This is a genomic window from Lacibacter sediminis (assembly GCF_014168535.1).
In the GTDB taxonomy this organism is placed as follows: Bacteria; Bacteroidota; Bacteroidia; order Chitinophagales; family Chitinophagaceae; genus Lacibacter; species Lacibacter sediminis.
This window is the reverse complement of record NZ_CP060007.1, coordinates 3862598-3883646: the sequence shown is the minus strand read 5'-3', so window position 1 is coordinate 3883646 and position 21049 is coordinate 3862598. Positions and strand designations below refer to the sequence as shown.

At 41.3% G+C, this 21049-nt stretch carries 19 protein-coding genes and 1 pseudogene; 16 read left to right on the top strand and 4 right to left on the bottom strand.

The features are described from left to right. Positions 1-52 precede the first annotated feature (52 nt). A complete protein-coding gene (locus H4075_RS16495) occupies positions 53-2029 on the top strand; it encodes a T9SS type A sorting domain-containing protein (protein WP_182801927.1) in 1977 nt (658 codons plus the stop codon). 2 nt (positions 2030-2031) lie between these two features. Here the strand turns inward: H4075_RS16495 and H4075_RS16490 are convergent, their stop codons facing one another. Next, on the bottom strand, positions 2032-3294 hold the full coding sequence (locus tag H4075_RS16490) for an aspartate kinase (RefSeq protein WP_182801926.1): 1263 nt from the start codon (positions 3292-3294) through the stop codon (positions 2032-2034). A gap of 408 nt (positions 3295-3702) precedes the next feature. On the opposite strand from H4075_RS16490, the gene dnaK reads away from it, so the two are divergent. Further along, a complete protein-coding gene (dnaK, locus tag H4075_RS16485; RefSeq protein WP_182801925.1) occupies positions 3703-5613 on the top strand; it encodes a molecular chaperone DnaK in 1911 nt (636 codons plus the stop codon). A 144-nt stretch (positions 5614-5757) separates the two neighbouring features. Here the strand turns inward: dnaK and H4075_RS16480 are convergent, their stop codons facing one another. After that, entirely contained in the window at positions 5758-5913 is a 156-nt protein-coding gene (locus H4075_RS16480) for a hypothetical protein (RefSeq protein ID WP_182801924.1), read from the bottom strand. 197 nt (positions 5914-6110) lie between these two features. Between H4075_RS16480 and H4075_RS16475 the strand changes: the two genes are divergently transcribed. From H4075_RS16475 to H4075_RS16455, 5 genes are all read left to right on the top strand, one after another. Next, positions 6111-6557, top strand: a complete 447-nt coding sequence (locus H4075_RS16475) for a hypothetical protein (RefSeq protein ID WP_182801923.1) — start codon at positions 6111-6113, stop codon at positions 6555-6557. A gap of 94 nt (positions 6558-6651) precedes the next feature. Then, entirely contained in the window at positions 6652-7146 is a 495-nt protein-coding gene (locus H4075_RS16470; RefSeq protein ID WP_182801922.1) for a cupin domain-containing protein, read from the top strand. Positions 7147-7243: 97 nt separating this feature from the next. After that, on the top strand, positions 7244-7672 hold the full coding sequence (locus tag H4075_RS16465; protein ID WP_182801921.1) for a CBS domain-containing protein: 429 nt from the start codon (positions 7244-7246) through the stop codon (positions 7670-7672). A gap of 129 nt (positions 7673-7801) precedes the next feature. Then, positions 7802-9622, top strand: coding sequence for an ABC transporter ATP-binding protein (locus tag H4075_RS16460; protein ID WP_182801920.1), 1821 nt, complete (start codon positions 7802-7804; stop codon positions 9620-9622). A 112-nt stretch (positions 9623-9734) separates the two neighbouring features. Continuing rightward, positions 9735-10220 (top strand): DUF3276 family protein, encoded by a 486-nt coding sequence (locus tag H4075_RS16455; RefSeq protein ID WP_255460212.1) that lies wholly within the window; start codon positions 9735-9737, stop codon positions 10218-10220. 77 nt (positions 10221-10297) lie between these two features. Here the strand turns inward: H4075_RS16455 and H4075_RS16450 are convergent, their stop codons facing one another. Together H4075_RS16450 and H4075_RS16445 are read right to left on the bottom strand one after the other, a co-directional pair. After that, the gene (locus H4075_RS16450) at positions 10298-11401 is read right to left on the bottom strand and encodes a S1C family serine protease (protein WP_182801919.1); all 1104 of its coding nucleotides are present in this window, start codon (positions 11399-11401) and stop codon (positions 10298-10300) included. A gap of 1 nt (position 11402) precedes the next feature. Continuing rightward, positions 11403-11969: an RNA polymerase sigma factor gene (locus H4075_RS16445; RefSeq protein ID WP_182801918.1), complete on the bottom strand. Its 567-nt coding sequence runs from the start codon at positions 11967-11969 to the stop codon at positions 11403-11405. Positions 11970-12111: 142 nt separating this feature from the next. Here H4075_RS16445 and H4075_RS16440 point away from each other — a divergent pair, with 142 nt between their 5' ends. From H4075_RS16440 to H4075_RS16400, 9 genes and pseudogenes are all read left to right on the top strand, one after another. Further along, a complete protein-coding gene (locus tag H4075_RS16440) occupies positions 12112-12303 on the top strand; it encodes an entericidin (RefSeq protein ID WP_182801917.1) in 192 nt (63 codons plus the stop codon). Positions 12304-12721: 418 nt separating this feature from the next. Continuing rightward, positions 12722-13543, top strand: a complete 822-nt coding sequence (locus H4075_RS16435; protein ID WP_182801916.1) for a prephenate dehydratase — start codon at positions 12722-12724, stop codon at positions 13541-13543. A 99-nt stretch (positions 13544-13642) separates the two neighbouring features. Continuing rightward, positions 13643-14794 (top strand): pyridoxal phosphate-dependent aminotransferase, encoded by a 1152-nt coding sequence (locus H4075_RS16430; RefSeq protein WP_182801915.1) that lies wholly within the window; start codon positions 13643-13645, stop codon positions 14792-14794. Positions 14795-14804: 10 nt separating this feature from the next. Beyond that, positions 14805-15662, top strand: a pseudogene (locus H4075_RS16425) (prephenate dehydrogenase); the annotation flags it as partial. Continuing rightward, positions 15659-16126, top strand: coding sequence for a GNAT family N-acetyltransferase (locus tag H4075_RS16420; RefSeq protein WP_182801913.1), 468 nt, complete (start codon positions 15659-15661; stop codon positions 16124-16126). The pseudogene H4075_RS16425 and the gene H4075_RS16420, both read left to right, overlap by 4 nt. Before the next feature lie 47 nt (positions 16127-16173). After that, on the top strand, positions 16174-17262 hold the full coding sequence (locus H4075_RS16415; protein ID WP_255460211.1) for a chorismate mutase: 1089 nt from the start codon (positions 16174-16176) through the stop codon (positions 17260-17262). 147 nt (positions 17263-17409) lie between these two features. Further along, a complete protein-coding gene (aroB, locus tag H4075_RS16410; RefSeq protein WP_182801912.1) occupies positions 17410-18429 on the top strand; it encodes a 3-dehydroquinate synthase in 1020 nt (339 codons plus the stop codon). Position 18430: 1 nt separating this feature from the next. After that, a complete protein-coding gene (aroA, locus tag H4075_RS16405; protein ID WP_182801911.1) occupies positions 18431-19702 on the top strand; it encodes a 3-phosphoshikimate 1-carboxyvinyltransferase in 1272 nt (423 codons plus the stop codon). A gap of 344 nt (positions 19703-20046) precedes the next feature. Next, entirely contained in the window at positions 20047-21042 is a 996-nt protein-coding gene (locus H4075_RS16400) for a chorismate synthase (RefSeq protein ID WP_182801910.1), read from the top strand. The last annotated feature ends 7 nt before the right edge of the window (positions 21043-21049 follow it).

Genomic DNA, 21049 nt, shown 5'->3' with positions numbered 1-21049 from the left:
AACATCCAGCATTCATGTAAAGCGATCTGTACGCCGTGGAAAAACCCACCACATGAAACTTGGACAGTTTATAACCACCTGCTTATCTCTCATTGCTTTTTTATCTCCACAAAAAAGCAAAGGGCAAACTATATCCGGGGTTATAAATAGTTATTATAACGCAACAGCCATAATTAACAACGGAACCTACAACTCTTATTCTTATTCAGGAATCACTTTGCAAAGTATAGCTGGTCTTTCTACGGGAGATCGTGTGTTGATCATACAAATGAAAGGGGCAACGATTACCTCAACCGATAATTCAAGTTTTGGAAATATCAGTTCAATCGGGAACGCAGGTAAGTATGAATTCTCATCAATCTGTGGATTTTTGAATAACACCGTTGTATTAAGTAACCATCTGCTGCATACCTATGACGTTTCAAGCGTACAGGTTGTGAGGGTACCTGTATTTACTGATGTTACAGTGAACGGTACATTAAGAGCAGGAGAATGGGATCCCGTTTCTGAAACCGGAGGTGTTATTGCTTTAGAAGTATCAGGTACACTTACACTCAATGCATCAATAAGTGCAGATAGTGCCGGATTTAAAGGAGGCGGACTTTTTGTTAATACAACTGACAGATGTGGTGAAGAAACTGCGTACTATTATTCGCAGGCTCAATCATCCGGTTCCAATCTTGGCGGCTCCCCAAAAGGTGAAGGAATTGCCTATTATGTCGCAAGTAGAGAATATGGCAGGGGCAGACAGTCAAACGGAGGTGGGGGTGCAAATGTTGATAATACAGGTGGAGGTGGGGGTAGTAACTATGGAACAGGTGGAAATGGTGGAGAAAAAAGTAATTCATTTTTCTGTAGCGCTAACACTGTTGGTGTGGGTGGCATTGCACTAAGTTCATATGGCTATCCAGCGTCGGTTACTGCAACAAGCACCAATAATAAAATCTTTCTTGGCGGAGGCGGAGGTTGTGGTGAGATGAATAATATTTATAGTGGCTCAAATGGTGCCGGAACGCCTGGTGGTGATGGTGGGGGAATAGTTTTTATTAAAGCTTCAATTTTAGCAGGAAACGGTTATACGATCTCTGCCAATGGAGCTCAAGGTGTTAATCCCGTTTTGCCAGTTAAAACGGAAGCGGCAGGCGATGGCGGTGGCGGTGGCGGTGCAGGCGGAGTTGTAATACTAAACATCAATAGCTTTTCGGGAAATCTTACAGTTCAGGCGAGAGGGGCTAACGGAAGTAATGCTGGTTTTCAGGATCAATGTCCTGGTCCGGGTGGTGGTGGTGGTGGTGGTGTTATTTGGTACAGTGGAACTTTACCGGGAACAGTTACAACAAATGTAAGTGGCGGTACTAGTGGTATTATTAAAAATGCACCTTCACATAATCCTCCATGTGAAGGACAGCCGAATGGTGCCGTTGCAGGTAGTATGGGCCTCGTACAATCAGGTTATGTTGCGCCACAGGGAAATAATGCCATCGACTGTTCAATTTTACCACTTGATCTTTTGAAACAATTTAGTGGGAGACGGAACAACGGTTCGATTCAACTCAACTGGACATTAACGAATATTGACAATGTTCAGAAAGTTGTGTTGGAAAGAAAAGCAGGTAATGAACAGTTTAGAAAGATAACTGAGCAATTCAATCCATCAATCGCAAATGTTTTTTATACCGATGAAGAAATTAACTCAAATGTTACTTATCGTCTTATAGTTTATGCGTTGAACGGTGAACGCCAATACTCGAATCATGTATTTTTTGAAGCGGGTGTAGTGAGAACGTTCAATTTATATCCGAATCCTGCAACCAATGAAGTAACAATACAACTTCCGGGAAATATCAATGGAAGAGCTGGAATTGTTGTGACAGATGTAAATGGCAGGCGAGTGCTATTGCAGCAAATGATCATACCAACATCTCGATCTAATACAACCCTTGCTTTGAAGAATTTACCGGCGGGAATCTATCAGCTTCGCATGGAAATTAATGGTGAAGTTTATTCTGCAAAACTAATAAAGCAATAAACTCAGATCATCAGCATCTGCACTGTTTCAGGGCTTTGCTGTTTTAACTCAATTTTTTTTCCTGCTGTTAACCGCTCAATGGTTTCGTTGTTGTAATGACGAATGCTGAGCAGTGTTAATCCTTTCTCCACCTGCACATCAAATTCATTTGAGGCAGCTAATGCAAGCTTTTCCACTTTATCAGGACGATCATCAATACACAATTGCAAATTCACTGCATGGGTTTGAATAAGATTGGGTTTGATATGCAGTTTCGCCATCATTTCATACAAATCACTCATAGGCTGTTCGCCAATGAATGAAAAATCTTTTGTGTGCAATTGCAGCAACACCTGATTTTGTTTGATAACAATAATGGGCGGCAGATTTTTTACCGGGTTGTTATGAATAACAGTGCCGGGTAAACTTGCATCTGCAAAGCATTTTACATAAAGCGGAATATTTTTATTCTGTAAGGGCTTGATAGTTTTTGGATGTATCACCTGTGCACCGTAATAAGCCATTTCAATTACTTCATCATAATTCAGTTCGCTGATGAATTGTGCATCAGCAAATAACTTTGGATCAGCATTCATCACGCCTTTCACATCTTTCCAAATAGCCACACTTTCTGCATCAAGCATATAAGCAAATACAGCAGCCGTGTAATCACTTCCTTCTCGGCCAAGTGTGGTGCTTTCGTTCTCATCGGTACAACCAATAAAGCCCTGCGTAACTACAATATTGCTATTTGTAAATAAAGGTTTGATAATTGCATTCACCTGTTGTTGTGTGAAATTGAAATCAATGGCGGCGTCACGGAAATTATCATCTGTACGAAAAACATCTCTTACATCGATCCATTGATTGCTGATACCAATTTCATTGAGATAAGCACTTACAATGGAGGTGCTCAATAATTCACCCAGGCAAACGATCTGGTCGTAGTAATAATCATAATCACGAACCGGTTGGTCGTGCAGCAACCATTCAACTTCAGTAAAGAAATTATTGAACTGTTCCATCAACGGATTGAAATGTGTGACCAGTAAATACTTTGCTTCATCAAGGTGTTGCAGTTTCACTGCACGAAAGAGTTGCAATGCTTCTTCTTTCTTACCTGCAAAAAAAGCTTCGGCCACTTTCTCCAGTGCATTCGTTGTTTTACCCATGGCTGAAATCACGATCAACAATTGCTCATCTGGAAATTGTTTGATGATGTTGCCTAGGTTCTGCACTTTTTCATAGTTACTTACACTTGCACCGCCGAATTTGAAAACACGCATGGGGAATTTGAAAATTTGTTGATTTGAAAATTTGAAAATTGAAGGATCAACTTCAAATGCGAGGCAAAGATAGGGGGCGGTTGTAAGCTCAACCGAAAGTACCCTGAACAATATGATTAAAGAATCAGATCAAAAGTTTGCTGAAGTAAAATTCAGCTGTCAAAAGACGTCCCGAAAAGAATCGGGGGCTTCAACGGTATATGGCAGGGCCTGGTGCGAAACGGAGTGAAGCACGCAACCCCTCAGCAGCACGGACTGTTGGCAGGAGTGAGAAACAGCAACTGACAGCCCAACACCATAACTAAGAACTTAAAACTCAGAACTATGCATTTTCTGCCAATTTTTCACCCCCACCCGCCATGGCATTATCATTGAGTAGGGTAAGTGAACTTAAAAACAATCCAGATCATGGGAAAGATTATAGGAATCGACTTAGGTACAACAAATAGCTGCGTATCCGTAATGGAAGGGAACGAGCCTGTTGTAATTGCAAACGATGAAGGGCGCCGTACAACCCCATCGGTAGTGGCTTTTTTGAAAAACGGTGAGCGTAAAGTGGGTGACCCGGCAAAGCGCCAGGCCATCACAAACCCGATTAATACCATTAGCTCCGTGAAGCGTTTTATGGGTCGTCGCTTTGATGAAGTAGGCGAAGAGATCAAACATTGGAGCTATAAAGTATCGCAAGGTGACAATAATACCGTTCGTATTGACATAGATGGCAGACTCTATACGCCGCAGGAAATTTCAGCAATGGTGCTTCAGAAAATGAAGAAAACAGCTGAAGATTACCTGGGACAGGAAGTAACAGAAGCGGTGATTACCGTACCTGCTTACTTTAATGATGCACAACGTCAGGCTACAAAAGAAGCCGGTGAAATTGCAGGTTTAAATGTTCGCAGAATTGTGAACGAACCTACAGCAGCAGCTCTGGCTTACGGTCTTGATAAAAAGCACAAAGACCAGAAGATCGCCGTATTCGATCTTGGTGGTGGTACATTCGATATTTCAGTACTTGAATTAGGCGATGGTGTGTTTGAAGTAAAATCAACTAACGGTGATACACACCTTGGTGGTGACGACTTTGATAAAGTGATCATCGATTGGTTGGCTGATGAATTTAAAAACCAGGAAGCAATTGATCTGCGTAAAGATCCGATGGCGTTGCAACGTTTGAAAGAAGCTGCTGAAAAAGCAAAAGTGGAATTGTCTTCTTCAAGCGAAACAGAGATCAACCTGCCTTACGTAACAGCAGTTGATGGTGTTCCCAAACATTTAGTATTAAAATTAACCCGTGCAAAATTTGAAGCTTTAGCTGATAATCTATTTGCCCGTTGTTTGAAGCCTTGCGAAGCTGCATTGAAAGATGCCGGTCTTTCTACAAGCGATATTGATGAAGTGATCTTAGTGGGTGGTAGTACACGTATCCCTAAGGTGCAGGAGATCGTTGAGAAATTCTTCGGTAAAAAACCAAACCGTGGTGTAAACCCTGACGAAGTGGTTGCAGTTGGTGCGGCTATTCAAGGTGCGGTATTAACCGGTGAAGTAAAAGATGTATTGTTACTCGACGTTACTCCGCTGAGCCTTGGTATTGAAACACTCGGTGGTGTAATGACAACATTGATCGCCAGCAACACAACTATTCCTTCAAAGAAAAGTGAAACATTCTCTACGGCGGCCGATAATCAGCCGGGTGTACAAATTCATGTATTGCAGGGTGAGCGTCCGATGAGTAAGGATAATAAGAGCTTGGGTATGTTTAACCTCGATGGTATTCCGCCGGCTCCACGTGGTGTTCCGCAAATTGAAGTAACTTTCGATATTGATGCCAACGGTTTGTTGCATGTAAGTGCAAAAGACAAAGGCACCGGTAAGGAACAAAAGATCCGTATTGAAGCTGGTAGTGGTTTGAGCAAGGAAGAAATTGAAAAGATGAAGAATGAAGCGAAAGCCAACGAAGCAGCAGATAAAGCAGAAAAGGAAAAAGTAGAAAAGATCAACCAGGCCGATAGCTTGATCTTCCAAACGGAGAAACAGTTGAAAGAGTATGGCGATAAGATTGGTGCCGATAAAAAAGCTCCTATTGAAGTTGCTCTCACCAAACTGAAAGATGCACACAAGGCACAGGATCTGGTTGCTATTGATGCAGCAATGACAGAAATGAACACTGCCTGGACAGCAGCAAGCGAAGAAATGTACAAAGCAACACAGGATGCACAAGGTGCACAACCAGGTGCTGATGCAGGTGCTGGTCCGGATGCTTCAGCAGGTCCGAAAAGTGATAATGTAGAAGATGCACAGTTTGAAGAGGTGAAGTAATCGCTGATTCGAATTAAAGCTTTGATGATAATGAAAAGCCCCGACAGATTTGTCGGGGCTTTATTATTTAAGATAATGAAGAACACAAAAAAAGCCCGTCACTTTTCAGCAACGGGCCATCCTATAATAAAGTTCAGATAATAATTATATGAGGTCTAACGCTTTTACGAAGTAATAACAGATAAACGGAAAAGTGGCGGTAATATAGTTAGCAAAAGCCGGGGTAAAATAAAATATTACACAGGCAGCTACAGAAACAAAAAACAAGATCCAGTTTAATGCAGATGATTTCTTTTCCATGCGTTAAAATTTTTGCGAAGATAAGGGAAGAGAAGTGAACAGAAAAGTGCTGTTGGAAATCTCAATTTATCTACCCAAACCTACCGTCTGTTTGCCATTTATAACATCACATGTAGATGTTATAGGTTTTCTTAATTCATTTTCAGTATTTTGCTGCCATTATTAACCAAATCAATCATCAAAAATCAAGCTCTACTATGAGAAAGATTATCATCGTTTTATTGGCAGTTGTTTTCAGTATTTCATCTTATGCAGGTATCATCTATGTCCCTGCAAATGCATCAGACAATGCAAAAGCTGGTGTTGAAACCACCATCGAAAAAGTAAAAGCAACAAACATGGATGCATTCCTTGCACTTACTCCCGCCAAGGTGCAGGAAATGACTGGCAAGAAAATGACCTTCGGTCAAAAGATCGCCCTGAAGATGGCGCAAAAGAAATTGAACAAACAACTCAAGAAAGGAAAATCAATCGATATACACGATGAAAGCCAAATGCTTCGTTTGTGGATCATTTTTGCACTGGTTGCTATTGTTTTAAGTATCCTCGGGATATTTATTCCAGTTATGTGGTTCCTGTCAGGTCTTGCATGGCTTGCAGCAGTGATCTTCTTTATCCTTTGGTTGATAGCAATAGCGGCTTAATTCAATCGCATTTTATAAAAAGACCCTCAGTTTGAGGGTTTTTTTTTGCCCTGAATCGTCCTTAGATTATTTTTACTTCGAAACAAACTTACATATGAGCGACAAACAGCAATTTTTAAAAGAACAGAAGCAGTATATTGAGCAGGACGGATTTCGCATTCATACATTTGATTTCGACCGTCCATGGGGTGGATTTTTTGTATTGGATGAAAGCCAGGCCGATCTTTTTATTGAAACATATTTTCCTACCTATAAGAAAGAAGATCTGATGCTGGGTAACAAACTCAGCCCTAAAATTCTGGTAGTAGAACCCGGTAAACGCTTATCATGGCAATACCATCACCGTCGTGCTGAGATATGGCGTGTGGTTGAGGGTGAAGTGGGTGTTGTGATGAGCGATACCGATGAAGAAACCGAAGTGAATGTTTTTGAAGCAGGTGATATCATTGTATTGTCAACAGGTCAACGCCATCGTTTGGTTGGTTTGAAAGATTGGGGTGTAATCGCTGAGATCTGGCAACATACTGATCCGGCAAACCCATCTGATGAAGATGATATTGTTCGCTTGCAGGATGATTTTGGCAGATAAGAACTCATTCTGATCTATAAAAAAAGATGTGCTGTAAATCGGTACATCTTTTTTTATGGATTTTCATTAACTTAAACCTGAATTAAACCCATATAGAATGAGAAAAGTTTCGCATATCCTCCAGCGCAAAGGCAAGAATGTTATTTCAGTTGAACCAGGTTTGCCTGTGATCAATGCATTGCAGTTAATGGCTGAAAAAAATATTGGTTCTGTCATGGTAATGGAGGGAGATGAATATCTTGGCGTGATGACTGAACGGGACTATGCCCGTAAGGTGATCCTGAAAGGAAAATCATCAACCGAAACATTTGTAAAAGATATTATGACAACGGGATTACCCCGCATTACTCCCGAAAATTCTATTGAAACCTGCATGCATATCATGAGCGAAAGCAATATCCGTTATCTGCCGGTATTTGTGAACGACCAGGTTACCGGTATTATATCAATTAATGATGTGGTAACAGAAACCATCCTTTCGCAGAAGGAAACCATTGAACAGCTGCAGAATTACATCCAGTCATAATGTTTGCTGGTCAATGACCAACAATGGCCAGAGCAGGCAACCGTGGCCAAAGAAAATGTTCCGTTAAACTATTCCATCATTTGATGAACGGCCTTGCCGTGGACTTTCGGTTTGTAACTTTGCCGCTGCATGAAACATCTCTCGTATCTCAATAAATATTTCTGGAAGTACAGGTGGCGGTTGTTGCTGGGTATTATTTTCATTTTCATCTCCAACTATTTTGCTGTACTGGCACCGCAGGTAACCGGTTATATTATTGATAAGGTACAGGCGTTCTTAACAAGCAGTACTCCCAAAGGTTTACTCCGGCAAGATGATTGGTTGGTAGTTGCCACCGTTAACTGGATCGAAAAAATGTCAATGTCGCCCACAGGTATTGTAGCAATGCTGGCGGGTATGTTGTTACTGTTTGCCGTGTTGCGTGGTTTCTTTATGTTCCTGATGCGACAAACGATCATTGTTATGAGCAGGCACATTGAATTTGATCAGAAGAACGAAGTGTTTCAACATTACCTGCAACTCGATGCCAACTTTTACAAGACACATGAAACGGGTGATCTCATGAACCGCATGTCTGAAGATGTGAGCAGGGTGCGCATGTACACAGGTCCGGCCATTATGTATCTCATCAACCTCATTGCACTTATTTCATTGAGTGTATTTTATATGGTGAAGAAGAATGCCGAACTATCGTTGTATGTATTGGCGCCAATGCCTATCCTTGCCATCACTATTTATTTTGTGAACAATATCATTCATAAAAAGAGTGAAGAAGTACAGGCGAAACTTTCTGATCTCACCACCAATGCACAGCAATCTTATTCAGGCATTCGTGTGATCAAATCTTTTGTGCAGGAAAAAGCAATGCTGCGTTTCTTTCAAACAAACAGTGAGCAATACCGTACCAGTGCAACCGCATTGTATAAAGTGGAAGCTATTTATTTTCCCATCATGGGTCTCATTATTGGTATCAGCACCTTGCTGGTTATATTGGTAGGTGGCTTGAAATATATGGAAGGTCAGATCAACTTTGGTGATATGGCAGCCTTTATCATGTATCTCACGATGTTGGCATTCCCGGTGAGTGCCATTGGTTGGGTGGCCAGTACCATTCAACGGGCGGCTGCCTCACAGCAACGGTTAAACGAATTTCTGCTGACCAAAACAAATATTCCTTCACCCGTTGATGGCGTGAAGAATAAGTTAGAAGGTGATGTTGAATTTGAGAACGTAAGTTTCGTCTATCCGCACACCGGTATTGTAGCGTTGAAAGATTTCAACCTTCACATAAAGAAAGGAGAGAAAGTAGCCATTATTGGTCGCACGGGTTCAGGTAAATCAACCATTGCACAACTGTTACTACGTTTTTATGATCCGTCAAAAGGAACGGTGCGTATTGATGGGAAAGAACTAAGGCATCTTGAATTACAGCATTACCGCAGTCAGGTGAGTTATATACCGCAGGAAGTATTTCTTTTTAGTGATACCATTGCCAACAACATTGCATTTGGGACAGGCAACAATACCGAAGAAGAAATTAAAACGGCAGCCATGTCCGCTTCGGTGCACCGGGATATCCAATCGTTTCCACAGGGTTACCAAACGATGGTGGGCGAGAGAGGTGTAACACTAAGCGGCGGCCAAAAGCAACGTATCTCCATTGCCCGTGCATTGGTGAAGGATCCAGGTCTTATTATTATGGACGATTGTTTGAATGCGGTTGATGCCCGAACTGAAAAGGAAATACTTACACATCTGGCAACTTACCTGCAACATAAAACGGCCATCGTTATTACCCATCGCATTTTTTCGCTTCTTCAATTCGACCGCATTATTGTGATGGATAATGGCCGTATTGCCGAGCAGGGTACGCATGAACAACTGCTGCAACAGCAAGGCTTATACGCCGATCTATATAGTCGCCAGCAACTTGAGGAAACCCCTTCCTGAGAGGTGAAAATCAACGCCATTTGAAGCTTTTTGGAAAATTTTGCCAAATCGAAAAGAAATATATCTTTGTCGCTGTTTGAAAAAAAGCATTGCAAACTAAAACCTAAAAACTGTGGCGTACGAAAACAACGACAAACGGATGGAAAGTATTTACAGCAAGCGCATCCGTGCCGGTAAGAGAAGAACGTATTTCTTTGATGTAAGATCTACACGTGGTAACGATTATTATCTCACCATTACGGAGAGCCGTAAACGTTTTACGGGTGAAGGGTATGACCGTCATAAGATTTTTCTGTACAAAGAAGACTTCAACAAGTTTATTAAAGGATTGAATGAGGCGGTTGATTATGTAAAAACAGAATTGATGCCTGATTTCGATTTTGATGCATTCAACCACGAAGATGCTCCATCAAGTGGCGATGGTGAATACAGCAATAACAATCACGAAGTAATTGAATCATCAAATGGATCTGCAGTTGCGGCTCCGGTTGAAGAAGTAGCGACTCCTGCACCTGCACCTGCTGCTCCTGTAGTTGTTGTGGAAGTGCCTGCAACAAGTGGCGACAACCTGGCAAACGAAGAGGTTGATAAATGGTAAAAACCGAAACCGACTGATAAAAGTAAACCCCCAACTAGTTGGGGGTTTTTAGTTTCATAACCGGACAGAAAAACGAATTAATAAACTTTCACCATGTAAACATAATCCTGGATCTTCTTCACCTGTTCGCTTGCGCCCATTCCTCTTACAGAAGATTTAGAAGGTAACTTCAGTTCAATGGTTGAATCATCTTTCTTCAACTGATTCACGGTTTCAATTATATATTTCGACTGGATGGCAAATACAACACCATCAGCTTTTGTTTCTTTTGTACTCAGGATACCGATCACTTCACCATTCTTGTTAAATACCGGTCCACCACTGTTGCCGGGGTTAGCTGCAACAGCTATCTGGCAACTGAGTGTATCTCCGTTGAAACCAGTCTTCGCACTCAGATAACCTTCGCCATAAACAATTTCATTACGTGGATAACCAAGTGTGAAAATAGGTTCTGCAATATCGGTTGACGATTTGCGGATACCGTAAGGGAGTGTGCCAAGTGATTTGTAGTCTTTGTCTACGATCTTGAGAATGGCAATATCTTTTGTGTCATCAACCTTTACAATGATGGCTTTAAATTCATCACCCTTACTGTTTAATACGATAATGCCTTTTGCATTTCTCAATACGTGTGCATTGGTTACCAGATAACCTTTGCCATCAACTAAGAAAGCAGAACCAAATCCTGTAACAGAAGTTCCGGTAGGGATCTTTGTTGCATTTGCAATATGATTGATCCTGTTGCCTTGTTGTATCAATTGGCCCTTGATGTCTTTCACAGAGTTTACCAACTCCTGCACCTGTTTATCGTTGCTCTTTGGAGTAAACAGCAAGGTCATGCTGCTGATAGAAATGGCGGTAATACCGGCAATAGACGCAGCAATGGTCATGGTACGTTTATAGCGCTTCCACATATTCACAACTTTGGCGCTGGTTGACAATACCTCTTCTTTTATTTCACCATCCTGCAGCAATTGGTTGTGCACCTCATGCAGCGAATGTTTCATTTCACGGATGCCGCCATAACGATTGATCTGCTGCAGGAAAAACGAATGCTCCACTACCATTTGATCAACTTCCTGGCTTGTTTCCCGGAGTTGCTCAAACATAGCTTTTTCCTCAGCATTCATTTCGCCGTTGAGGTAACGCTCAGTTGCATCTAACAATAAAATTTCATCCATCTCAGTCCACTTTTTTATATTGAGCAAAGAATAACTTCTTTAATCTCATAAGGCACTTATACTTTTGGTTCTTGGCGTTGTCTGCGTTGGTGTAGCCAAACTCAGCAGCAATGTCCAGCATTTGCTTTTTCTGGATATAGTATGCTTCGAGTAAGCTTTTGCAAGGTTCCCCTAAGTGGGTCATCGCCTTTTCCATCACTCCAAACGCCTCGTTTTTACGATCATGCTCTTCCAGCTCTTCTTCCACCGGAACCACGTCTTCAAGACTTTCAACAGGGGCACCAAAACGTTGCAACTGCTGTAATCTTTTCAGCCAAAGCCGCCTGCAAACCGAATAAACATAGGTTTTAATCTGGCAATTCAGCTCCAGTTGCCCATCTTTTGCTTTTTCGTAAAGAACAATCATAGCTTCCTGAAAAACATCCCTTGCATCGTCTGTCGTACCATTATTATTCAATATAAACGCCTGAACCATACTATAGTTCTGTTTATATAAGGTTTCAACCGCCTTTCTGTCGTTCCGGGCCAATCCTTCCAGTAATTCCGATTCGTTTATCTCAGGTTTCACTATCTGTGTTATTTTAATACCCAAAAGGGCAAATTGTAACCCAAAGAACGGCTAAAAATATTTTTTAAAAAAACCGGGTTACCTTTTCCCGCTTCCTGTATTAATCCCTGATAATTATCTTAAACTTTAAAATTTAGAAAGAATGAAAAAGGTTTTATTAGCGTTCGCTATCCTCGGTTTTGTAGCTTGTAACAATGAAGGTGAAAAAACAGAAGCAACAGATACTACAACTGTAGCTCCTGCTGACACAACAGCTCCTGCTGCTGCTGATACTACAGCTGCTGCTCCTGCTGATACTACAGCTGCTCCTGCTGCTGACACAACTAAAAAGTAATTTCAGCTACACGGGCTCTCGTGAAGAAGGATGATCCCAGCTTGCCGGGTAGTGATTAAGCCCGAGGTCAAAGATTTTCATATGGCAAGCAATCGTTAACGGCCGTTCCATTCCTGGAATGGCTTTTTCGTGCCCTGACTCAGCCATTTTTTAACTAAAAGTCGATCAAAGACGAACAACCCCGTCATCTGCTCCAAACAGTTGTACAGATTTTTTTACGACTAACACTTGTTTTATGATTGTACTGGTTTATTTTTGACCTGATGACAATCAACAAAGGATACCGTTTCTTTTATTTTAGCTTCTTTTATTTTAGAATGAAGCCGGGACTCCTGTTGTTGAAAGTGAACTAAACGAACAAAACGAATCAACATAAAGAATCCCGGCCAAAAGGTCGGGATTCTTCATTTTACGCACTATGGCAAAAGTTACAATACAAGGTTACGAAGGCAGTTTTCACCAGGAGGCGGCAAGACAATTCTTTGGAAAGGACGTGGAAGTGATCCCTTGCGCAACATTCAGGGAAGTGGTAAAGATCGGTGCCAACAAAAAAGAAAGTGATGGCGCAGTGATGGCGATTGAGAATTCTATTGCCGGCAGCATTTTGCCCAACTATAATTTATTGCAGAAAAGTAATCTCACTATTGTTGGCGAAGTGTACCTGCACATCAAACAAAACCTCATCGTTAACCAGGGAGTAAAGCTTGAAGACATTAAGGAAGTGCATTCACATACCATGGCCTTGCAGCAGTGCTACGATTTTTTAGATAAGTATAAATGGAAGTTGGTTGAAACAGAAGACACAGCCTTGAGTGCAAAACATATTCACCAGCACAAGAGCAAACATATTGCAGCCATTGCCAGTAAGCTGGCTGCTGAATTATACGGATTGAACGTAATTGCTCCCGGTATTCAAACCATGAAGAAGAACTATACAAGGTTTCTTATTCTACAGCGGGAACAAAATGGTTCGATTGAACATGCGAATAAAGCATCGGTAAATTTTGTAACCGATCATTCGAAAGGAAGTTTGGCAAGAGTGCTTGGACAAATTGCGGATGGCGGTATTAATTTAAGTAAGCTGCAAAGCTTCCCTATTCCCGGAACAGATTTTAAATACAGCTTTCATGCAGATATGGAATTTGACACGATCGATCAATTTCATAAGGTGATTGAAACAATCAAGCCTTCAACAGTTGAGTTGAAAATCTATGGTGTTTATAAAAACGGAAAACTATAAGCCCCTCTAAATCTCCCCTAAAAGGGAGACTTGGCTACGGCACAGCCCAGATGTGAAACAGGGTGATTAAATAAACAGATAACGAAAGTTGAATAGAATATGCAAACAGCAAAACGATTGGATGGTATTGGTGAATATTATTTCTCTCAAAAACTTAGAGAGATCGATGAACTGAATAAACAAGGTAAGCAGATCATCAACCTTGGTATTGGCAGTCCTGATCTTCCACCGCATCCTGATGTGATCAAAACATTACAGGAAGAAAGTGCAAAGCCGAATGTACATGCCTATCAATCGTACAAAGGTTCAATTGTGTTACGCAAGGCAATGAGCGATTGGTATAAGAAATGGTACAATGTTGAGTTGAATGCTGATACAGAAATTCTTCCTTTGATCGGTAGTAAAGAAGGCATCATGCATATCTGTATGACTTATTTAAATGAAGGCGACGAAGTATTGGTGCCAAACCCGGGCTATCCAACATACAGAAGTGCGGTGAAATTGGCAGGTGGCGTATCAGTGAACTATGATCTGAAAGAAGACAACAACTACGCCCCTGATTTTGCAGCATTGCAAGCAGGCGATCTTTCAAAAGTGAAGTTGATGTTTGTGAATTATCCGCAGATGCCAACCGGACAACTGCCCGATAAAAAATTATTTGAACAACTTGTTGCATTCGGAAAGAAAACAGGCATCCTCATCATTCATGATAATCCGTACAGTTTTATTTTGAATGAGCACCCGTTGAGTTTGTTAAGTATTGATGGCGCAAAAGATTGTGTGCTGGAATTAAACTCACTCAGCAAAAGTCAGAATATGGCAGGCTGGAGAGTTGGTATGTTGAGTGGAGCCAAAGAACGTATTGATGAAGTACTTCGTTTCAAAAGCAATATGGACAGTGGTATGTTTCTGCCTTTGCAATTAGCTGCAGCAACAGCCTTGAATCTTGGTAAAGATTGGTACGATGGCGTCAATAAGATTTACCGTGAACGCAGAGAAAAAGTATTTGAATTACTCGATCTGTTGAACTGTGAATATTCAAAAGACCAGGCAGGAATGTTTGTGTGGGCAAAGATCCCGGCGAAGTATAAAACAGGTTACGAGTTAAGTGATGAAGTATTGTATAACAGTAATGTATTTATTACACCGGGTGGCATTTTTGGTAATGCAGGTGATGGTTATATACGGGTGAGTTTGTGTGCACCTGTTACAAGATTTGAAGAAGCAATTGCACGTATAAGTCAAAAGTAAAAGGTTAAAAGCAAAAAGTATGGAACGTAAACGTATTGCGATCATCGGGGTTGGCTTAATTGGTGGTTCACTCGCCATTCAACTGCATGAGAAAAAAATCTCATCAAGATTGATTGGAGTGGATGCCACGAAAGAACACGAAGCAAAAGCTTTGGAACTTGAACTGGTAGATGAAATTTTACCATTGGATGAAGCCATTGCGCAGAGCGATGTAGTGATCCTTGCATTCCCTGTTGATCTCATGGTAGGATTGTTACCTTCTATTCTTGATAAAGTGGATCAACAGATCGTTGTTGATTTGGGTTCTACCAAATCGCAATTAACAGAAGCTGTAGCGAATCATCCCAAACGTGGACGTTATGTGGCAACACATCCGATGTGGGGTACCGAATACAGCGGTCCGGCTGCAGCGGTACGTGGTGCCTATGAAAATAAAGCGGTGATCATTTGCAACGAAGGCGATAGCGATCTCGATGCACTGGAGTGGACAAAATACATGTACAAAAAAATAGGTATGCACCTGTTGAGCATGGAAGCAAAAGCGCATGATCTGCATGCAGCGTATGTCAGTCATATTTCACACATCACCTCTTTTGCATTAGCCAATACAGTATTGGAAAAAGAGAAAGAAGACAATGCCATTTTCGAAATGGCGAGTGCGGGTTTTGAAAGCACGGTGCGTTTGGCAAAAAGTAATCCTGCTATGTGGGTGCCTATCTTTCTGCAGAATAAAGTAAATGTGCTGGATGTGTTGAATGAACATATTCAACAGTTAACAAAATTCAGAGACAGCATCAGAGATGATAAAGGAACGGATTTGCAAAACCTGATTGAGCACGCTAATAAAATCAGACGCATTATCAAATGATGTTTCGTGAAGCAACGATACAGGATATAAAACAGATACAGGTTGTACGCAACGCTGTAAAAGAAAACAGGCTGAGCAATCCTGCATTGGTGCCCGATAGTGATGTGGAAGATTATATTACAAGAAGAGGCAAGGGTTGGGTTTGTGTAATAGATGATGTGGTGGTTGGTTTTTCGATTGCTGACTTAATTGATCATAATATATGGGCGTTGTTTGTTGACCCCAACTGTGAAGCAAAAGGAATTGGAAAGCAATTACATGATCTGATGATGAGCTGGTATTTCAGTCAAACAAATGAAACGGTTTGGTTGAGTACAAGTCCCGGTACAAGAGCCGAAACATTTTATCGCAGGCAGGGATGGATCGAAACAGGAGTGTATGGAAAAGGGGAGATCAAATTTGAAATGAAAAAAGAAGATTGGAAAATGAACGCTGAAGTGAGTGACACAACAGCAGCCAAATAGCAGAACAAGTGTTCGCAACATAAAACTTAACTTTACAACCAATAACAATGCAAACAATCGAAGCAAACATGAAAGAAAAAGTGCAGGAAGCATGGAGCAAAAAGCCGCTCATCATTGGCGGACCATGCAGTGCCGAAACAGAAGATCAATTAGTATCAACCGCACAGCGCCTGGCAGCAACAGGAAAAATAAATATGTTGCGTGCAGGTATCTGGAAACCTCGAACCAAACCGGGCATGTTTGAAGGGATTGGCGCAAAGGGTTTACCATGGCTGCAAAAAGCAAAAGCATTAACAGGCTTACCAACTACTGTTGAAGTTGCAACCGGTAAACAAGTGGAAGATGCATTGAACTTTGAAGTGGATGTATTGTGGATCGGTGCACGTACAACCGTAAACCCATTTAGCGTGCAGGAAGTAGCTGATGCATTACGTGGTGTTGATATTCCGGTGTTGATCAAGAACCCAATCAATCCTGATCTTGAATTGTGGAGTGGTGCTGTTGAACGTGTGGCTCGTGCAGGCATCAAACAAATTGGTTTAATTCACCGTGGATTTTCTTCTTACGGCAATACAGAATATCGCAATGCGCCGATGTGGCATTTGGCAATTGAAATGAAGCGTCGTAATCCTGATCAGATCATTATCAATGATCCTTCACATATTTGCGGTCGCAGAGATATTTTGCAAGAGACAGCACAAAAAGCAATTGATCTCGACTTTGATGGTTTGATGATTGAAAGTCATATTGATCCGGACAATGCATGGAGCGATGCGAAACAACAGGTTACACCTGAGCGTTTGGCAGAAATGCTCAGCAGCATTATCTGGCGTAAAGAAGATGTTGCATCAGCAGAGTTTCACCAGGCGTTGGAAAAATTGCGTCAGCAAATTAACCAGCTTGATGATGAGTTGATGCAGATCCTTGGTCAGCGTATGAAAATTGCGGAGAACATTGGTCAGTATAAAAAAGATAACAACATCACCATCTTACAAACAAACCGTTGGAACGAAATTCTGGAGCGTGCATTTAAAGAAGGTGAGCGTAAAGGGTTGAGTAAAGATTTCATCACCAAGTATTTTGATGCAGTGCATATGGAAAGCATTAATCATCAGAAGAAGGTGCTTGATTCGTGAGTGGTGAGTCGTGAATGGTGAGTCGGCTGTGTTGCAATAATATTGCTTTCGTTGCGTCGCACACTTGTACGTTCGATATCGCTGGTCATCTGTGTTAAAACAACTTTTCATCGTACACTTAATTACTCCCCTTTAGGGGATGGGGGCATGATAAAAAAAACATACAAATTCTCTACTGCTTCTGTTGATTACTATTTTGAAGGACAGCTTTCACAGTTAGGAAAGATCGTTGACAAAACACATACGGTCATTATTACGGATGAAAATATCTTCAAAGCGCATGGCAACAAATTGAAGAACTGGAATACGATTGTATTAAAAGCAGGCGAAGAATTTAAAATTCAGCCAACTGTTGATACCATTGTTGAACAGTTGATCGAATTAGGTGCAGATCGTAAATCAACTTTAGTTGGTATTGGCGGTGGTGTCATCACTGATCTTACAGGCTATGTCGCATCGGTGTATATGCGTGGTATTAAGTTCGGGTTTGTACCTACAACTGTGTTGGCATTGGTTGATGCAAGCATTGGTGGTAAAAACGGAATTGACGTAGGTGTTTATAAAAATATGGTGGGCATTATCCGGCAGCCTTCTTTTTTATTACATGATCTGTCGCTGCTTTCTTCACTTCCGCAAAGCGAATGGGAGAATGGGTTTGCTGAGATCATTAAGCATGCCTGTATAAAAGATGCAGTAATGTTCAAGGAACTGGAAGCACATACATTGGCTGACTATCAAAAGAAGAAAAGCCTGATGACAGCACTCATCAAACGCAACGCACTCATTAAAACAAAAGTGGTGCAGGCCGATGAGTTTGAAAGTGGTGATCGTAAGTTGTTGAACTATGGGCATACGTTGGGTCATGCTATTGAGAATATGTACGAACTGTCACATGGTCAAGCCATTTCTATTGGGATGACTTACGCCTGTCATATTTCTGAACAACTCACCGGCTTTAAACAAACAGAGAAAGTTGTGAATTTATTAAGCAAGTATGGCTTGCCAACCTATGCTGAGTTTGATAAGAAGAAGGCATTTGACATTCTGCAAAAAGATAAAAAGAAAGTGAAGACGGAGATGAGTTATGTATTGCTGAATAAGATCGGCCAAGGAGTGGTGAAGAATATTCCGTTAACACAATTGAAAAACATTATTGAAAGTTTATAACGTGAAGGTAACAATACAACCATCTACACTTACAGGAACTATTCAATCGAACGCATCAAAAAGTTCGATGCAGCGTGCATGTGCTGCTGCTTTGGTGGCGAAAGGAAAAAGTGTTATTAAAAATCCCGGGCATAGTAATGATGATAAAGCGGCGATGGATATTACCCAACGCTTAGGTGGAATCGTCAGCAGCAATGACAACGAACTCATTATTGAAAGTAATGGCGTGCAACCGGTAAGCAGCGAGATCAATTGTGGCGAGAGTGGTTTAAGCATCCGCATGTTTACACCGTTGGTTGCGTTAAGCAATCATGCACTTACTGTAAACGGTACCGGCAGTTTAACGACAAGGCCAATGGATTTCTTTGATGAGATCTTGCCGCAGCTTGATGTACATGTAAAAAGCAACCAGGGGAAATTGCCCTTGAATATTCAAGGACCGATCGTTCCAAAAAATATTACGATTGACGGATCACTCAGCTCACAGTTCCTGACCGGATTGTTGCTGGCGTATGCTGCAAGCGATGCAAGTGATGTATCGATCACAGTTACTAATCTTAAAAGCAAACCCTACATCGATCTTACACTCGATGTGATGAAACAGTTTGGGTTGAAAGTACCGGAGAATAAAAATTACGAATCGTTTTATTTTGCTCCCACCACTCACCATTCACCACTCACTACTCACCATTACACTGTGGAAGGTGATTGGAGTGGTGCTGCATTCTTACTCGTTGCAGGTGCGGTTGCAGGAAACATCGTAGTAAAAGGATTGGATGTATTTTCTACACAGGCAGATAAAGCCGTGTTGCAGGCATTGATGGATTGTGGTTGTATCATTTCTATTCAACCCGAACAAATTGAAATCGGTCCGGCTCCGTTAAAGCCATTTCATTTTAATGCAACTGAATGTCCCGATCTGTTTCCGCCGTTGGTTGCATTGGCATCTTATTGCAATGGCAAATCAGTTATTGAAGGAACAACACGTTTAACGCATAAGGAAAGTAACCGTGCAATCACCTTGCAGGAAGAATTTGCGAAACTGGGTGTAACAATAGAGTTGCAGGACGATCTCATGATTGTTCATGGTGGTGACGGTTTAAAAGGAGCTACGGTTCATTCACGTCACGATCATCGTATTGCCATGGCTTGTGCTGTAGCTGCCTTGAAAGCAGATGCTGATGTAACGATTGAAGAAGCAGAAGCGATTAATAAATCGTACCCTGATTTTTATGAGCACCTTAAATTATTAAAAGCTTCCGTATCTTACTGATTCAACAAATAAAAGGAAGTTGAAGTTATTTAAACTACTTTTCAAGGGATTCAGGCCACCTCTTTTTTGGGGACTGTTTTTTTTCTTCTTCTTCTTGTTTTGTTGGTCATTACTGATTGCCTTGGCATCAAAAAACTATAGCGAAGATTTAAATGCCTATCAATATTTTTTTAAAGGGTTATATAATTTAGTTGTTTGGCCTATAAGCAAGCTTTTAAGAAAGTTTGAGATATGGAATCTTTTGATGCCAATATTATTTTGTTCAGTTGTTTATTCATTGATAGTAGAAAGGATTGTTTTTTTGGTAATGTTGTTAAAAAAGAAGAAGACTAATTTTTAGTTATATGAACTCATTCGGTAAATTATTTCGTGTATCCATCTTTGGCGAATCGCATGGCGAAAGCGTAGGTATTGTGGTAGATGGTTGTCCGGCAGGTCTTGCTTTGACAGTTGATGATCTTTTGCCCGATCTTGAACGCAGAAAAGGTGGGAAACAAAAAGGAACAACACCAAGACAGGAAGCGGACTACCCGTTTTTCAAAAGTGGTTTGTTCAATGATAAGACAACCGGTTTCCCGATTGCGATCTTCTTCGAAAACAATAATACACGCAGCGAAGATTATAATAAGCAGCGCAGCATTCCACGTCCCGGTCATGCCGATTGGGTGGCGCATCAAAAATTTGGTGGCCATGAAGATTACCGTGGTGGCGGACACTTCAGTGCTCGACTCACAACCGGATTGGTGGCTGCAGGTGCAATAGCAAAAAAACTGATGACGGACGTTTCCATTCATGCCGAGGTTATAGAAATAGGTGGTGAAAAAGATTTAGAAAAAGGATTGCAAAATGCCATTGATGCAAAAGATTCAGTAGGTGGTTTGGTTGAATGCAGAGTAACAGGTTTGCCTGTTGGTTTAGGTGAACCGTATTTTGATTCTGTTGAATCATTACTTGCACAAATGATGTTTACCATTCCTGCCGTTCGTGGAGTGGAGTTTGGAACCGGTTTCGCTGCAGCAAAAATGTTTGGCAGTGAGCATAACGATGCCATTGAAAATATGGTTGGTAAAACTGTTACCAATCATGCAGGCGGTGTGGTAGGAGGCATTACCAATGGAAATGAACTGGTGTTCCGTATTGCTATCAAACCAACATCTTCAACTCCAAAAGAACAAACCAGCTTAAACTGGGACACAGAACAGATGGAAAAATTTTCGATCAAAGGACGTCATGATCTTTGTGTGGCATTGCGTGCTCCTGTGATTGTTGAAGCTGCAACAGCAATTGTACTGGCTGATTTAATGTTGCAGGAACAACGGATCAAACGTATCGTCTCTTAACTTTACA

Coding starts and splice junctions, on each gene's coding strand:
- H4075_RS16495 (WP_182801927.1), top strand. CDS start 53: ATGAAACTTGGACAGTTTATAACCACCTGCTTATCTCTCATTGCTTTT.
- H4075_RS16490 (WP_182801926.1), bottom strand. CDS start 3,294: ATGCGTGTTTTCAAATTCGGCGGTGCAAGTGTAAGTAACTATGAAAAA.
- dnaK (WP_182801925.1), top strand. CDS start 3,703: ATGGGAAAGATTATAGGAATCGACTTAGGTACAACAAATAGCTGCGTA.
- H4075_RS16480 (WP_182801924.1), bottom strand. CDS start 5,913: ATGGAAAAGAAATCATCTGCATTAAACTGGATCTTGTTTTTTGTTTCT.
- H4075_RS16475 (WP_182801923.1), top strand. CDS start 6,111: ATGAGAAAGATTATCATCGTTTTATTGGCAGTTGTTTTCAGTATTTCA.
- H4075_RS16470 (WP_182801922.1), top strand. CDS start 6,652: ATGAGCGACAAACAGCAATTTTTAAAAGAACAGAAGCAGTATATTGAG.
- H4075_RS16465 (WP_182801921.1), top strand. CDS start 7,244: ATGAGAAAAGTTTCGCATATCCTCCAGCGCAAAGGCAAGAATGTTATT.
- H4075_RS16460 (WP_182801920.1), top strand. CDS start 7,802: ATGAAACATCTCTCGTATCTCAATAAATATTTCTGGAAGTACAGGTGG.
- H4075_RS16450 (WP_182801919.1), bottom strand. CDS start 11,401: ATGGATGAAATTTTATTGTTAGATGCAACTGAGCGTTACCTCAACGGC.
- H4075_RS16440 (WP_182801917.1), top strand. CDS start 12,112: ATGAAAAAGGTTTTATTAGCGTTCGCTATCCTCGGTTTTGTAGCTTGT.
- H4075_RS16435 (WP_182801916.1), top strand. CDS start 12,722: ATGGCAAAAGTTACAATACAAGGTTACGAAGGCAGTTTTCACCAGGAG.
- H4075_RS16430 (WP_182801915.1), top strand. CDS start 13,643: ATGCAAACAGCAAAACGATTGGATGGTATTGGTGAATATTATTTCTCT.
- H4075_RS16420 (WP_182801913.1), top strand. CDS start 15,659: ATGATGTTTCGTGAAGCAACGATACAGGATATAAAACAGATACAGGTT.
- H4075_RS16415 (WP_255460211.1), top strand. CDS start 16,174: ATGCAAACAATCGAAGCAAACATGAAAGAAAAAGTGCAGGAAGCATGG.
- aroB (WP_182801912.1), top strand. CDS start 17,410: ATGATAAAAAAAACATACAAATTCTCTACTGCTTCTGTTGATTACTAT.
- H4075_RS16400 (WP_182801910.1), top strand. CDS start 20,047: ATGAACTCATTCGGTAAATTATTTCGTGTATCCATCTTTGGCGAATCG.